Genomic DNA, 12,939 nt, shown 5'->3' with positions numbered 1-12,939 from the left:
TGGCACGCTGTTGAGTTCTCAAGGAACGGACACTTCCTTCGGACCGCCTTCCAGCGGGCCCTCCGGGCGCTTCGTTCTTTCGTGTTCCCAGCTTACCAGATGTTTTCCGCTCCGTTTTCCGGAGTTTCATTCATCCGACCCTGGCTGGTCAGGTCCGCTTTTCTGCGGCGACCTCCACATTAGCGCATTTCGAGACTTGCTCGAAATTCCCTGCTTTCACTGGTCGACGAAAATGCCAACCGACCCAACCGAATGGGCATCGAGTGAAAGTTAGGACTTGCTGAGTGTGATGGCCGCTCCGGCCGGTCCGCGGTGGCCTCTCGGCCTCTCCGTGCACCTGCCCGCTTCAAGCGACTCGTCCAACACTAGGCCAGCCGGACGGCCGCGTCAAACACCGAGGGCCGGATCTGTCCAGATCCGGCCCTCGGTGTTCAGAACCGCAGGTCAGCGGTCATACGGTTTCAGCCACGCTCAGTCAGCTACCCTCAGCCGGCCGCGACCAGCTCAGCTGCGGCGAGGTTGCGCTTGCCGCGACGCAGCACGAGCCAGCGGCCGTGCAGCAGGTCGGCCTCGGTGGGCACGGCCTCCTCGTCCGTCACCTTGACGTTGTTGAGGTAGGCGCCGCCCTCCTTGATCGTCCGGCGGGCCGCGGAGCGGCTGGGCGCCAGGCCGACGGCGACCAACAGGTCGACCACGGGCTGGAGTTCGGCGACCTCGGCCTTGGGGACCTCGGCCAGCGAGGCGGCCAGGGTCGGCGCCTCCAGGTCGGCGAGGTCGCCCTGGCCGAACAGTGCCTTCGAGGCGGCGACGGCGCGCTCGTACTGATCGGCGCCGTGGACCAGCGTGGTGAGCTCCTCGGCCAGCGCACGCTGCGCGAGGCGGGCGGCCGGGCGCTCGGCGGTCTCGCGCTCCAGCTCCTCGATCTCCTCCTTCGAGCGGAAGCTGAAGATCCGCAGGAAGTTGGGGACGTCCCGGTCGTCGGCGTTCAGCCAGAACTGGTAGAAGGCGTACGGGGTGGTCAGCTCGGGGTCGAGCCAGACCGTGCCGGACTCCGTCTTGCCGAACTTGGTGCCGTCGGCCTTGACGATCAGCGGGGTGGCCAGTGCGTGCACCGACTTGCCGTCCGCCTTGCGGATGAGGTCCGTGCCGGCGGTGAGGTTGCCCCACTGGTCGCTGCCGCCGGTCTGCAGGGCGCAGCCGTAGCGGCGGTTCAGCTCCAGGTAGTCCATGCCCTGGAGGATCTGGTAGCTGAACTCGGTGTAGCTGATACCCGCGTCGGAGTTGAGCCGCCGCGCGACGGCCTCCTTCGCGATCATGTTGTTGACGCGGAAGTACTTGCCCACGTCGCGCAGCAGGCTGATGGCCGACATCCCGGAGGTCCAGTCCAGGTTGTTGACCATGCGCGCGGCGTAGGGGCCCTCGAAGTCGAGGAAGCGCGAGATCTGGCCACGCAGGCGCTCGACCCAGCCGGCCACCGTCTCGGGGTCGTTGAGCACGCGCTCGGCGGTGGGCTTCGGGTCGCCGATCAGGCCGGTGGCGCCGCCGACCAGGCCGAGCGGGAGGTTCCCCGCCTGCTGGATGCGGCGCATGGTCAGGATCTGCACCAGGTTCCCGAGGTGCAGGCTGGGGGCCGTCGGGTCGAAGCCGCAATAGAACGTGACCGGGCCGTCCGCGAACGCCTTGCGCAGTGCGTCCTCGTCAGTGGAAAGGGCGATCAGCCCGCGCCACTGCAGCTCGTCGACGATGTCCGTCACGGTCACGCTTCTCCTTCGGTCGGGCGTCCGCCCGGTGCGGACCCGGTTCTGTCGGGCCCCGGTGCGGAACGGCTCCAGCGTTGTAGAGCCTACGCGGTCCCGGCCAGCGGGTTTTCGCCGAGGCGGGCCGCGAGGAGGGTGCCGCCGGCCGCCACGCCCCTGTCCGACACCGGAAATTCCGTTGTTCGTCGGCCCCGGGCCCCTTCAGAGTGGTTCCACCGCCGTGCGGCGGCAGTGACGTGTGTGGAGACGGTCGTGCCGCCGTGGCACGCCTCTGGAAAGGGTGGGCCGAGGTGCGCAGCACGCTGGTTCTGAACGCAAGCTACGAGCCCCTGACGACGGTGTCCCTCCAGCGTGCCGTGGTCCTGGTACTCCAGGACAAGGCCGTGGTGGAGCAGGCCCACCCGCTGCGGAGCGTCCGCGGGACGGGTATCACCGTCCCGGTGCCCCGGGTGATCAGACTGCAACGGTACGTACGGGTGCCGTTCCGACAACAGGCTCCGTGGTCGCGTCGTGGCGTGCTGGTCCGGGACCAGCACCTGTGCGCCTACTGCGGGCGCCGGGCGACCACCGTGGACCACCTGCAGCCCCGGTCGCGCGGCGGGGCGGACAGTTGGATGAACACCGTGGCCGCGTGTGCCGAGGACAACCAGCGCAAGGCGGACCGGACGCCGGAGCAGGCCGGGATGAAGCTGCTGCGGAAGCCTTTCGTACCGACGCCGCAGGCCACCCTCATGATGGCCCTGGGCCTGCGCGGCTCGGACGTCCGTGAACTGGCCGAGTGGCTGCCGACGGTGGCCCCGGCGCCCTCCGCCGCGTAGCCGGGGCGGGACCGGGCCGGGGCAAAGGACCGGGCCGGAGCAAGGGGCCGGGCCGGAGCAAGGGACCAGGCCGGGGCAGGGAGTGGAGCCGCCGACCGCCCTCGGCGCGCGCTCAGCCCTTGGCCTGGTACCCGGCCGCCGTGCCGAAGGTGGCCGCGTGCTCGGGCACCGCGACGACCTGGCCGCCGCCGATCAGCACCCGGCCGGAGACCAGGAGCGAGCCGGTGCCGGCCGGGAAGTTGCCGCCGACCGCCTCCTGGCCGTTCGCCAGGGCGAAGCGGCTGAGGTGGGCCGGCTGGTCACGGCGTTCGTCGGCGGCGAGCACCAGCGCGCCGCCGTCGACGCCGACCGCCCGGACGACGCCCTTCTCGCCGGCGGCCGTCTTCCATCGCTGCCGGCCGGTGTCCAGGTCGTAGCCGACCACGGAGACCGCACCGCCACCGCTCGCCGGTGCCAGCGTGGTGACCATCGTCCGGTCCTGGAAGAAGACATCGGGGGTGGCCGAGAACGTGCCGTGCGCGACGTCCAACCGGCCCTCCGCCGCCCGCACGGGGATCTCGGCGGCCGGGTCACCGGTCGGGCCCCAGGCGAACACCTTGTCGTCCTCGGGCTTCTCGCCGGTGGTGAGGACGACGGACGGCTCGGCGGAGAGCACCGTCACCGTCTTCGGCTGGTTGTTCAGGCCCCGCCACCAGCTCACCTTGCCGTCGGCGGTGCCGATCGAGACGGCCTGGTCGACGGGGGTGGAGTCCGCGCAGGAGCTGGCAACCATGACGGTCTTGCCCGCGACACCGCCGGAGAGCGTGCAGAACTTGCCCTGGCCGGTGTACTGCCAGACGTCCTTGCCGTCGGCGGACTCCCAGGCGACGGCGCGGTCGTCGCCGACCGCGATCACCTTGTCGTCGGTGACGCCGACGTGGGCGTTGTAGGTGCCCTTGGCGTCGGAGACGGTCTTGGTCCAGGCGTTCTTGCCGGTCTTGGTGTCGACGGCGGCCACCAGTGTGCACGGGCTCTTCGGGTCCGCCTGGGTGCGGAACAGGGCGGCGCCGAGGCCGGCCTGGTTGACGCTCGGCGAGAGGCCGCAGGGGACGGCGCCGGCTGCCGGCGGCTCGACCGACCAGGTCGGCTTGCCGTCCGTGCGGTCGTAGGCGTGGACGCCGGTCGCGTCCGCGCGCACCACGGCGTCGGCCAGCGCCCAGCTGCCGACCAGGGTGTCGTCGGCGCCCGGCTGGAGCGCGGCGGCGGGCTGGGCGGACCAGGCCTTGGCGTGGGCGACGGCGAAGCCGGGCTCACCGCCGGCGTTGTCGGCGGAGGCACTGCCGCCGCCCTCGACACCGACCATCAGTGCGGCCACCACCAGCACGCCGAGTGCGGCGACACCGGCGCCGGCGCGGATCGTCAGGGCGCGGCGGCTGGGCGCGTGCTCGGCGGAGACCACCGCGTCGGCGGCGGCCCGGGCCCTTGCCGCGAGCCCGCTCCGCGCGGACCCGTCCCCGTCGCGACCGGCGTCCCCGTCGCGACCGGCCTTGCCGTCACGACCGCCGGCCTTCGCGTCTCCGTCGCCGTTCCCGGCGGGAGCGCCGCCCCGGCGCCCGGACGGACGGCGGGCGGGCGGTTCCGTCCCTGCGACCGGTACGAGCGGTTCGGGTGCCGGGTCGCGGTCCGTCTCCCGGTCCGGCTCGGGATCGAGCTGCACGTACCCGTCGGCGGAATACGCGGCACCCACCGGGGCGTACAGCTCCTCACCGGCCGGCTGCTGCGGGACGGCGTACGGGGCGTACTGCTGCTGCTCGTGCTCGGCGTACTGGTAGTACGGCTGGTACTGCCCGTCCGGGTAGCCGCTGCCCTGCGCGTACCCGGTCTCCCCGTACCCGGCCTGGGCGTACCCGGTCTCCCCGTACCCGGCCTGGGCGTAGCCGCTCTGGCCGTGGCCGGTCTCGCCGTAGCCACTCTGGCCGTGGCCGGTCTCGCCGTAACCACCCTGGCCGTAACCGCCCAAGCCGTAGTCGCTCCGGGCATGACCGGTCCGGTCGTAGCCCTGGGCGTCGTGCCCGTCGGCGGTACCGGTGGCGGATCCGTACCCGTGGGCGACCTGCCACTGCTGCTGCTCCGGGTACCCGGCGGGCCACTCCTGCTGTGCCTGCTGCGGGTACCACGGCTGCTGCTGGGCGTCTCCGAGGGGATCCTGAGCCATCCGTTCCGTCCCTCCCGACCGCCAGCAGTGCGGCAGTCAGCATCTCACGCCGCTCCGGGAGCCTCCCGGGTGCCCCGGAACGCCCCCTTCCGGCCTCGACGCGGACGCGACGCAGACGCGACACGAACTCGGCACGAGCGCGGCACGGACACGCCCCGGGCGCGGCCCGGGGTGAACGCCGCTCAGGCGGCCTCGGCGCTCAACGCGGTGTCGATCCGGGCGGCGAGGGTGAAGTCGAGGGTGGTGAGACCGCCGGCGCTGTGGGTGGAGAGCGCGAAGCGGAGGGTGCGCCAGCGGATGTCGATGTCGGGGTGGTGGTCCAGCGCCTCGGCCTGCTCGGCGACCGCGACGACGACCCGGATCGCCGCCGGGAAGTCCCGGGCGTCGGCGGTGCGGACGATGGTGTCTCCGCCCTCGCGGGTCCACTGCGGCAGGCCGGCCAGCGCGGCCGTGATCTCGTCCTCGGTCAGGCGTGCTCTGCTGCTCATCGGACCGCTCCCGTGCGTCGGATGAAAGCCCGGCCCGGGGGGTCTGGGTGAGCCAGGCGGAGGTCAGGGTGGGGCGTCAGGCCTTCCGACGCGGACGGGGCACCAGCTCGCCGCCGCAGTTCGGGCAGGTTGCGGCCATCGCCCCGGTGCAGTCCGCGCAGAAGCTGCACTCGAAGGAGCATATGAAGGCGGGGCCGTCCACGGCGAGCGACACCTCGCAACGCTCGCAGGTGTCGCGCATCTCCAGCGCCATGGCGTCTCCCAGAGTGAGAAGAGCTGATGAATGATCAGCTGACGAGCAGCTTGGTGACGGCCGCCAGGCCGACCACCACGATGATCCCGCGCAGCGCCGGCGCCGGCAGCTTGCGGCCGACCTTGGCGCCGAGCAGGCCGCCGCAGAGCGAGCCGACGGCGATCAGGCCCGCGGCGGCCCAGTTGACGGTCGAGGTGAAGAGGAAGAAGACCGCGGCGACGCCGTTGACGATCATCGCCAGGGCGTTCTTGACGGCGTTGATCCGCTGGAGGTCCTCCTGGAGCAGCATGCCCATCAGCGCCATCAGCAGGACGCCCTGGGCCGCGCCGAAGTAGCCGCCGTAGATTCCGGTCAGGAAGACCCCGCCGAGCAGCACCAGGCCGCCGTCCGGGTCTCCCCCGGGCCTGCGGCGGGCGGCGACCGCCTTGGCCACCCGCGGCTGGATCACCACCAGGACGAGGGCCAGCAGGATCAGCACCGGCACGATCGCGTCGAACGCCGAGCTCGGCAGCTCGATCAGCAGCACCGCACCGACCAGACCGCCCAGCAGCGAGGCGGAGCCGAGGCGCAGCAGCCGTCGGCCCTGGTCGGCCAGCTCGCGGCGGTAGCCGATCACGCCGCTGAGCGAACCGGGCACCAGGCCGAAGGAGTTGGAGACGTTGGCGGTGACCGGCGGGATGCCGATGGCGAGCAGGACGGGGAAGGTGATCAGGGTCCCGGAGCCGACGATCACGTTGATCATCCCGGCTCCGGCGCCCGCCACCAGGACGGCGATCGCCTCCCAGAGCGTCATGGGTCATCTCTCCTCTCGGTCCTGTCCTGCCCGGTCCTGTCCGGTCCTCTCGGTCCCGTCCGGGGCGATCATGCCGGACGGGGGCCGGGCCTACCAGAGCCGCCCATGATTCGGGATGCACAACACACCCCCGGAAGGCCGGAAACGGCCGGAAACAGGTGGGAACGGCCGGGAACGGCCGAGGGCCCGCCTCCCGTACGGAACGGGGGCGGGCCCTCGGCGCGCGGTGGCCCGGCCACTCGGCCGGCCTGCCGGTCAGACGGTCACTCGGGGTCGATCTTGCGGTACTCGCGGGCCGGGTCGACCCGGGGGCGGGCGGCGCCCTTGGTGTCGGTGTCGAGCGGGCGCGGGCCGGCCGCCGGGTCCAGCGGGACCTGGGTGGCGGCCGGGGCCGGCACGCTGGGCGCGGCGACCGCGCCGCCGTTCGCGCCGCCGTTGCCGGCCAGGCCGGTGAACGCGCCGCCGAGGCCCTTGAGGGCGTCGCCGACCTCGCTCGGGATGATCCACAGCTTGTTGGAGTCGCCCTTGGCCAGCTCGGGCAGGGTCTGCAGGTACTGGTAGGCGAGCAGCTTCTGGTCGGCGTCGCCGTCGTGGATCGCCTCGAAGACCGTCCGGATCGCGGCCGCCTCACCGTCCGCGCGCAGCACCGCGGCCTGGGCCTCACCCTCGGCCTTGAGCACCTCGGCCTGCTTCTCACCCTCGGCCCGCAGGATCTGGGCCTGCCGGGAGCCCTCGGCGGTGAGGATCGCGGCGCGCTTGTCACGGTCGGCGCGCATCTGCTTCTCCATCGAGTCCTGGATGGAGGTCGGCGGCTCGATCGCCTTCAGCTCGACGCGGTTGACGCGGATGCCCCACTTGCCGGTGGCCTCGTCCAGGACGCCGCGCAGGCCGGCGTTGATGACCTCACGGGAGGTCAGGGTGGATTCGAGGTCCATCGAGCCGATGATGTTGCGCAGCGTGGTGACGGTGAGCTGCTCGATGGCCTGGATGTAGCTGGCGACCTCGTAGGTGGCCGCCCGGGGGTCGGTCACCTGGTAGTAGATCACCGTGTCGATGTTGACGACCAGGTTGTCCTGGGTGATCACCGGCTGCGGCGGGAAGGGCACGACCTGCTCGCGCAGGTCGATCCGGTTGCGGACCCGGTCGATGAACGGGACGACGATGTTCAGGCCGGCGTTGAGCGTCCGGGTGTAGCGGCCGAAGCGCTCCACGATCGCGGCGCTGGCCTGCGGGATGACCTGGATCGTCTTGATCAGCGCGATGAATGCCACCACGACCAGGACGACCAGGACGATAAGGACGGGTTCCACGGACTCTCCCCTAGACGACCAGGGCGGTCGCGCCCTGGATTTCGACGACGTCGACCTGCTGCCCCGGCTGGTACACACTGCCGGGGTTGAGCGCGCGGGCCGACCAGATCTCGCCGTTGAGCTTGATCCGCCCGCCCTCCCCGTCGACCTGTTCCGCGACGACCGCGGTGGCGCCCTTCAGCGCCTCGATGCCCATCTTGACCTGCGGGCCCTTCGTCATCTGCCGGTAGGCGATGGGCCGGACCACGACCAGCAGCCCGGCCGAGACCGCGACGAAGGCCAGGACCTGCCACACCACCCCGGCGCCCAGCCCGGCGACACCGGCCGCGGCGAGCGCGCCCACCGCGAACATGGCGAACTCCGGCATCGCGGTGATCACCAGCGGTATGCCGAGGCCGACGGCGGCGAGAAGCCACCAGATCCAGCTGTCCACGTGTCCATCCTAGGGAGCGAAGGGCCTTCGAGGCGGACAGTTCCCGCAGGTGGAGGGACGGAAACCGGTCGCACGTGCGACCGGTCCCAGTTCAGCGGAGTTCAGTGGCGTACGGCGGCTCCGGCGTGGGCCCGGCGGGCCCGGCCGCGGGCCTCAGCCGAGCGGCAGGCCCTGCGCGGACCAGCGGTCCCCGTGCCGCTCCAGGGTCAGCGGCAGGCCGAAGCACTTGGAGAGGTTGCGCGCGGTCAGCTCGGTGTCGATCGGGCCGGCGGTGAGCACCTTGCCCTGACGGATCATCAGGACGTGGGTGAAGCCGGGGGCGATCTCCTCGACGTGGTGGGTGACCATGGCCATGGCCGGCGCGAACTCGTCCTGGGCCAGCGCGCCGAGGCGGCGGACCAGGTCCTCGCGGCCGCCGAGGTCGAGGCCGGCCGCCGGCTCGTCCAGCAGCAGCAGCTCGGGGTCGGTCATCAGGGCGCGCGCGATCAGGGTGCGCTTCTTCTCGCCCTCGGAGAGGGTGCCGAACTTGCGTGCGGTCAGGTTCGACATGCCCAGGCGGTCCAGCAGCACCAGCGCGCGGGACTCGTCGGTCTGCTCGTACTGCTCCTGCCAGCTGACCGTCATGCCGTACGCGGCCGTCATCACCGTCTGCAGCACGGTCTGCTCGGCGGGCAGCTTGTCGAACATCGCGGCGCCGGCCAGGCCGATCCGGGAGCGCAGCTCGAAGACGTCGACCTCGCCGAGCTTCTCGCCCAGGACGGACACCTTGCCGGAGGTCGGGAAGAGGTACGTGGAGGCGATCTGCAGCAGGGTCGTCTTGCCGGCGCCGTTGGGGCCGAGGATGACCCAGCGCTCGCCCTCCGAGATGGACCACGAGACCTGGTCGACCAGCTCGTGCCCCTCCCGGACCACGGATACGTCCACCAGCTCCAGCACGTCGCTCATGCCTACGCCTTCCCCAAACTCGAATCACGGCCGTCGGTGCGGGCGGGCAGCCTACTCCGGCGGCCGGGTGGCACGGAGTGGGTGCGCCGCACACGCATGGGCAAACCTACGCCACGCGGATGACCGCCGATTCCGTAGGCTGGCCGGATGCTCGCGACTCCTGCCGACAATCCGTACGAAGAGCCCCGTTCAGGGCGGCTGACCGCCTGGGGCAACGCCCTGCTGGCCGGTCTGGTGCCGCCCGACAACGCCGCCGCGGCCGTCCTCGGGGCCGACGAGAGCCACCGGGTGACCGGGCTCCCCGGGGACGCCCCGGGCGAGCAGCACGGGCTCACCTGGGCACTCGGACGGCTGCGCGTCCTCGGCGTGAAGGGCCTGCGGCTGGCCCTGCCGAGCGCCGGGCACCCGCTCGGGCTGACCGGCCCGCCGGCGTTCAACGACCGCGCGCTCGACGCGGGCGAGGCCGTGCTGGCGGTCGGCGTTCCGCTCGGGCTCGTCCCCGAGGTCGAGGTGTTCGGCCCGGCCGGGGACCGCTCGGCGACGGTGCTCTGGCGCTGCGCCGAGGTGAACGACACCCCGCCGGCCGACGTGCCCTCGCTGTACGAGGCCGAGCGCGAGATGGCGGACGGCCTGCGCGAGGCCACCCTGCTGCTCACCCGCCTCGACGTCGCCGGCGCCGGCCCGGAGGCGCTGCGCGCCCTGGAGGCCTACCGCCGCCGCGGCCACGTCGAGCTGCTCGCGCCCGGCTACCCGCCGCGGGCCGTGCGCGTCCTGGAGTCGGCGCGGCAGGTCTCCGCGCTGCTCGCGATCGCCTCCGACAGCCACGGCGCCGCGGTCAGCGCCTCCGAGATGGCCTCCCGCCAGGCCGTCCTGGACCCCCTGCGCCGCACCGCGCGCCGTGCCCAGGTGGCGGCGTACAACGCCCTGGTGGACGAGCGCGACGCCCGCTGACCCGGTACTCAGCCGGCGGACTCCCCGCGCCAGGGGTCGGCGGCGTAGCGCGCCAGCACCTCGGCGCGGTCGTAGCGGCCGTCCGGTCCGCGGGTCAGGCCGCCGCGGGCGGCGAAGAGCTGCAGGCGGCGCGCGGACCAGCCGAGCTCCTCGGCGGCCTCGGCCTCCGAGAGGCTGTCCGCCAGCCGTCCGGTCCGGGCCTGCGCCTCGGCCTCGGCGGCGGCCTCGGCCCTGACCAGCCGGGTGGCGACCACCTCCTCCAGCGCCTCGGCCGGCACCGCCGCGAGGGCCTCCTGGCTGTACGTCGGCCACCCCTTGTACTCGCCGGCGGCCCGTAGCACGCCCGCCTCCGCCAGCTGCTGGACGTCCGCGGCCGTCACCTCCAGGCCGGTGGAGTCCGCCAGCGCCCTGGCCGCCTTGACGGCCCCCACCCGGGGGCCGTCCCCCAGCGCGGCGAGGATCCGTGGCAGACCCGCCCTCAGCCCGGCCTCGACGGCCGCCGACCAGTGGCCGCCCTCGACGTCCGGCTCCGGGACCAGCCCCCGCTCCCGTGCCTCGGCGAACTGCCAGCCCACCAGGCCGAGCCGCCGCCGCAGCACCTCCGGCCCGTAGTCGTCCCGCTCGCGGGCCGTCTCCTCGGCCAGCCGCGCGGCCCGCGCGGCCTCCTCCGCCGCGAGCTCCGCGGCGATGTCGTCGCGCCGCTCCACCAACGCCTCGGCCACCGCCCGCGACCAGCGCCCGCCCTCGACGTCCGGCTCCGGAACGTGGCCCAGCCGCCGGGCCCGGCGCATCAGACGCTGCGACAGGCCCAGCTCCTCGCCCAGCATGCCCGGACCGTACTCGCTGCGCGGTGTCCTCATCCGGCACCTCCCCCGTGGTCGTCGACGGCCCCAGGCTCGCACACGTCACTGACAGTCCGTCAGTCGACCCACCCCCGGCTGCGTCAAGACGCCCCTGCGGCTACCGTCCCTCCCGGGCCTCCCCGTGCCGGACCGCCCAGAGCGCGGCCTGGGTGCGGTCGGCGAGGTCCAGCTTCATCAGGATGTTGGAGACGTGCGTCTTCACCGTCTTCTCGGACAGGTGCAGGCTGCGGGCGATCTCCCGGTTGGAGCGGCCGTCGGCGATGTGGCCGAGCACTTCGCGCTCACGCTCGGTCAGGGTGCCGCCGCGCCCCTGCGGCGGGCGCGGGCCGTCGTCGGAGAGCAACGCCTCGGCCAGCTCGGGCTGGAGCAGCACGTGCCCGGCGTGCACCGAGCGGATCGCGCCGGCCAGCGCCTCCGGGTCGACGTCCTTGTACACGTACCCGGCGGCGCCGGCCCGCAGCGCGGGGACCATGGTGCGGTGCTCGGTGAAGCTGGTGACGATCAGGATCCGGGCCCGACTGCCCTCGCCCTTGAGCGTGCGCAGCGCCTCGATGCCGTCCATCCCGGGCATCTTGAGGTCCATCAGGACGACGTCCGGGTCGAGTTCGCGGGCGCGGTCGACGCCCTCGGCGCCGTCGGCGGCCTCGCCGACCACCTCGATGTCGTCCTGCACCTCCAGGAAGGTGCGCAGGCCGCGACGGACGACCTGGTGGTCGTCGACCAGCAGGACGCGGATCGCTGGCGTGGTGTCAGGCACCGGGGACCTCCATCTCGACGACCGTCCCCGCGCCGGGGGCCGAGTCCAGGGTGAGCGAGCCGCCGACCGCGGAGGCGCGGTCGCGCATCGAGGCCAGGCCGAGGTGGCGGCCGGCCCGGCGGACGGAGTCGGGGTCGAAGCCGCGCCCGTCGTCCCGGACCCGCAGGACGGCGCCGCGGCCGGGCGTGCCGGTCAGCGTGACGGTCACCCGCCGGGCGCCGGAGTGGCGCAGCGCGTTGTGCAGGGCCTCCTGGGCGACCCGCAGCAGCGCCGCCTCCTGGGCGGGCGGCAGGGCGCGCACGCCGTCGGCGGCGAAGGCGACGTCGGCGCTGTGGGCGCGGTCGAGGACCTGTACCTGGGAGGCGAGGGTGGCGCTGAGGCCGTCCTCCTCCAGGGCGGCGGGCCGCAGTTCGACGACGACGGCGCGCAGTTCGTCGGCGGCCTCGGCGGCGAGCCGGGCGACCTCGGCGAGTTCGGCGCGGGCGCGCGCCGGGTCGCGCTCGACCAGGGTGGCGGCGGCCTTGGCGGTGAGGCGCAGCGAGAAGAGCTTCTGCGAGACGGCGTCGTGCAGGTCGTGGGCGATCCGGGCGCGCTCGCCGGCCAGGGTGAGCTCCCGGCTGCGCTCGTAGAGGCGGGCGTTGGAGAGGGCGAGGGCGGCGTGGGCGGCGAGGATCCGCAGCAGCTCCTCGTCGTGGTCGGTGAAGCCGCCGCCGCCGCGCTTGTTGGCGAGGAAGATGACGCCCATGACGAGCGGTTCGTCCTCGGTCGCGTCGGTGTCGAGGACGGGCATGCCGAGGAAGGCGCCGAGCTCCGGGTGGGCGGCCGGCCAGCCCTCGAACGCGGGCGCCCTGCGGACGTCGGCGAGCCGGGTGGGACCGGTCTCGTGGAGCATCTTGGCGAGGACGCCGTGCTGGCGGGGCAGCGGGCCGATGGCCTTCCACTGCTCGTCGGTGACGCCGTCCACGACGAACTGGGCGAAGCCCCCGTGGTCGTCGGGCACGCCGAGGGCGGCGTACTCGGCGTCGAGCAGGCCGCGGGCGGAGGCGGTGATCCGGCGCAGCACCTCGCGCACCTCCAGGTGGCGGCTCATCGCGAGCAGGGCCCGGCTGACGGCCTCGATGCCGGCGAGGCAGGGCTCGCAGGCGGGCAGCGGGCCGTCGGGCGGCGGGCCGACCGGGATCCGGTCGACGGGCAGCAGGCCGGCCCGGGGGCGGCGGTCGGTGGGCGGGGTGGGCATACCGCCAAACTACCGCCGCCGGGCGGGCCGCCGCGTCGGTCCGGGGGCGCGCGGGGAGCAGGTCCGCAGACCTAGGGCGCCGGGCCCTCCGAGGGGGCCGGGTACGCCGAGGGGCGGCCCTCCCCGTCCCCGGGAAGGGC

General features: G+C 73.4%; 13 protein-coding genes. 2 read left to right on the top strand and 11 right to left on the bottom strand.

From position 1 onward, the window contains the following. Positions 1–485: 485 nt before the first annotated feature. Positions 486–1,754, bottom strand: coding sequence for a tyrosine--tRNA ligase (gene tyrS, locus ACFC1F_RS08115; RefSeq protein ID WP_148642376.1), 1,269 nt, complete (start codon positions 1,752–1,754; stop codon positions 486–488). Between the two features lie 293 nt (positions 1,755–2,047). On the opposite strand from tyrS, the gene ACFC1F_RS08110 reads away from it, so the two are divergent. Further along, entirely contained in the window at positions 2,048–2,575 is a 528-nt protein-coding gene (locus tag ACFC1F_RS08110; RefSeq protein ID WP_209411846.1) for an HNH endonuclease, read from the top strand. 112 nt (positions 2,576–2,687) lie between these two features. On the opposite strand, the gene ACFC1F_RS08105 is transcribed toward ACFC1F_RS08110, so the two are convergent. The 7 genes from ACFC1F_RS08105 to ACFC1F_RS08075 form a co-directional block, all read right to left on the bottom strand. After that, positions 2,688–4,769, bottom strand: a complete 2,082-nt coding sequence (locus ACFC1F_RS08105) for a PQQ-binding-like beta-propeller repeat protein (RefSeq protein ID WP_376156494.1) — start codon at positions 4,767–4,769, stop codon at positions 2,688–2,690. 182 nt (positions 4,770–4,951) lie between these two features. Then, positions 4,952–5,257: a 4a-hydroxytetrahydrobiopterin dehydratase gene (locus tag ACFC1F_RS08100; protein WP_376156492.1), complete on the bottom strand. Its 306-nt coding sequence runs from the start codon at positions 5,255–5,257 to the stop codon at positions 4,952–4,954. A gap of 76 nt (positions 5,258–5,333) precedes the next feature. After that, positions 5,334–5,510 (bottom strand): DUF1272 domain-containing protein, encoded by a 177-nt coding sequence (locus ACFC1F_RS08095; protein WP_376156491.1) that lies wholly within the window; start codon positions 5,508–5,510, stop codon positions 5,334–5,336. Positions 5,511–5,544: 34 nt separating this feature from the next. Then, complete coding sequence (locus ACFC1F_RS08090) at positions 5,545–6,303, bottom strand: sulfite exporter TauE/SafE family protein (RefSeq protein WP_209411842.1); 759 nt, start codon at positions 6,301–6,303, stop codon at positions 5,545–5,547. 263 nt (positions 6,304–6,566) lie between these two features. Further along, the gene (locus ACFC1F_RS08085) at positions 6,567–7,613 is read right to left on the bottom strand and encodes an SPFH domain-containing protein (RefSeq protein WP_209411841.1); all 1,047 of its coding nucleotides are present in this window, start codon (positions 7,611–7,613) and stop codon (positions 6,567–6,569) included. 10 nt (positions 7,614–7,623) lie between these two features. Beyond that, positions 7,624–8,046 carry an NfeD family protein gene (locus ACFC1F_RS08080; protein ID WP_148642383.1) on the bottom strand — a complete coding sequence of 141 codons (423 nt, stop codon included), beginning with the start codon at positions 8,044–8,046 and terminating at the stop codon, positions 7,624–7,626. 153 nt (positions 8,047–8,199) lie between these two features. Next, complete coding sequence (locus ACFC1F_RS08075) at positions 8,200–8,991, bottom strand: ABC transporter ATP-binding protein (RefSeq protein ID WP_376156489.1); 792 nt, start codon at positions 8,989–8,991, stop codon at positions 8,200–8,202. A 147-nt stretch (positions 8,992–9,138) separates the two neighbouring features. Between ACFC1F_RS08075 and ACFC1F_RS08070 the strand changes: the two genes are divergently transcribed. Next, a complete protein-coding gene (locus ACFC1F_RS08070) occupies positions 9,139–9,942 on the top strand; it encodes a hypothetical protein (RefSeq protein ID WP_376156487.1) in 804 nt (267 codons plus the stop codon). Positions 9,943–9,950: 8 nt separating this feature from the next. Here ACFC1F_RS08070 and ACFC1F_RS08065 read toward each other — a convergent pair whose 3' ends face one another. The 3 genes from ACFC1F_RS08065 to ACFC1F_RS08055 form a co-directional block, all read right to left on the bottom strand. Continuing rightward, on the bottom strand, positions 9,951–10,802 hold the full coding sequence (locus ACFC1F_RS08065; RefSeq protein WP_376156485.1) for a hypothetical protein: 852 nt from the start codon (positions 10,800–10,802) through the stop codon (positions 9,951–9,953). Positions 10,803–10,902: 100 nt separating this feature from the next. Further along, a complete protein-coding gene (locus ACFC1F_RS08060) occupies positions 10,903–11,562 on the bottom strand; it encodes a response regulator transcription factor (RefSeq protein ID WP_209411837.1) in 660 nt (219 codons plus the stop codon). Next, entirely contained in the window at positions 11,555–12,652 is a 1,098-nt protein-coding gene (locus ACFC1F_RS08055) for a GAF domain-containing sensor histidine kinase (protein WP_245204666.1), read from the bottom strand. Before ACFC1F_RS08055 ends, ACFC1F_RS08060 begins: the two co-directional genes overlap by 8 nt. Positions 12,653–12,939 lie beyond the last annotated feature (287 nt).

The sequence above is a fragment of the Kitasatospora sp. NPDC056181 genome, assembly GCF_042266225.1.
GTDB lineage: Bacteria > Actinomycetota > Actinomycetes > Streptomycetales > Streptomycetaceae > Kitasatospora.
This window is presented reverse-complemented; position numbering and strand designations above follow the sequence as displayed.

Bases quoted from the DNA above. Each gene is read 5' to 3' on its own strand.
- ACFC1F_RS08090 (WP_209411842.1), bottom strand. From the start codon at position 6,303: ATGACGCTCTGGGAGGCGATCGCCGTCCTGGTGGCGGGCGCCGGAGCC.
- ACFC1F_RS08075 (WP_376156489.1), bottom strand. From the start codon at position 8,991: ATGAGCGACGTGCTGGAGCTGGTGGACGTATCCGTGGTCCGGGAGGGG.
- ACFC1F_RS08065 (WP_376156485.1), bottom strand. From the start codon at position 10,802: ATGAGGACACCGCGCAGCGAGTACGGTCCGGGCATGCTGGGCGAGGAG.
- ACFC1F_RS08095 (WP_376156491.1), bottom strand. From the start codon at position 5,510: ATGGCGCTGGAGATGCGCGACACCTGCGAGCGTTGCGAGGTGTCGCTC.
- ACFC1F_RS08105 (WP_376156494.1), bottom strand. From the start codon at position 4,769: ATGGCTCAGGATCCCCTCGGAGACGCCCAGCAGCAGCCGTGGTACCCG.
- ACFC1F_RS08070 (WP_376156487.1), top strand. From the start codon at position 9,139: ATGCTCGCGACTCCTGCCGACAATCCGTACGAAGAGCCCCGTTCAGGG.
- ACFC1F_RS08100 (WP_376156492.1), bottom strand. From the start codon at position 5,257: ATGAGCAGCAGAGCACGCCTGACCGAGGACGAGATCACGGCCGCGCTG.
- ACFC1F_RS08055 (WP_245204666.1), bottom strand. From the start codon at position 12,652: ATGAGCCGCCACCTGGAGGTGCGCGAGGTGCTGCGCCGGATCACCGCC.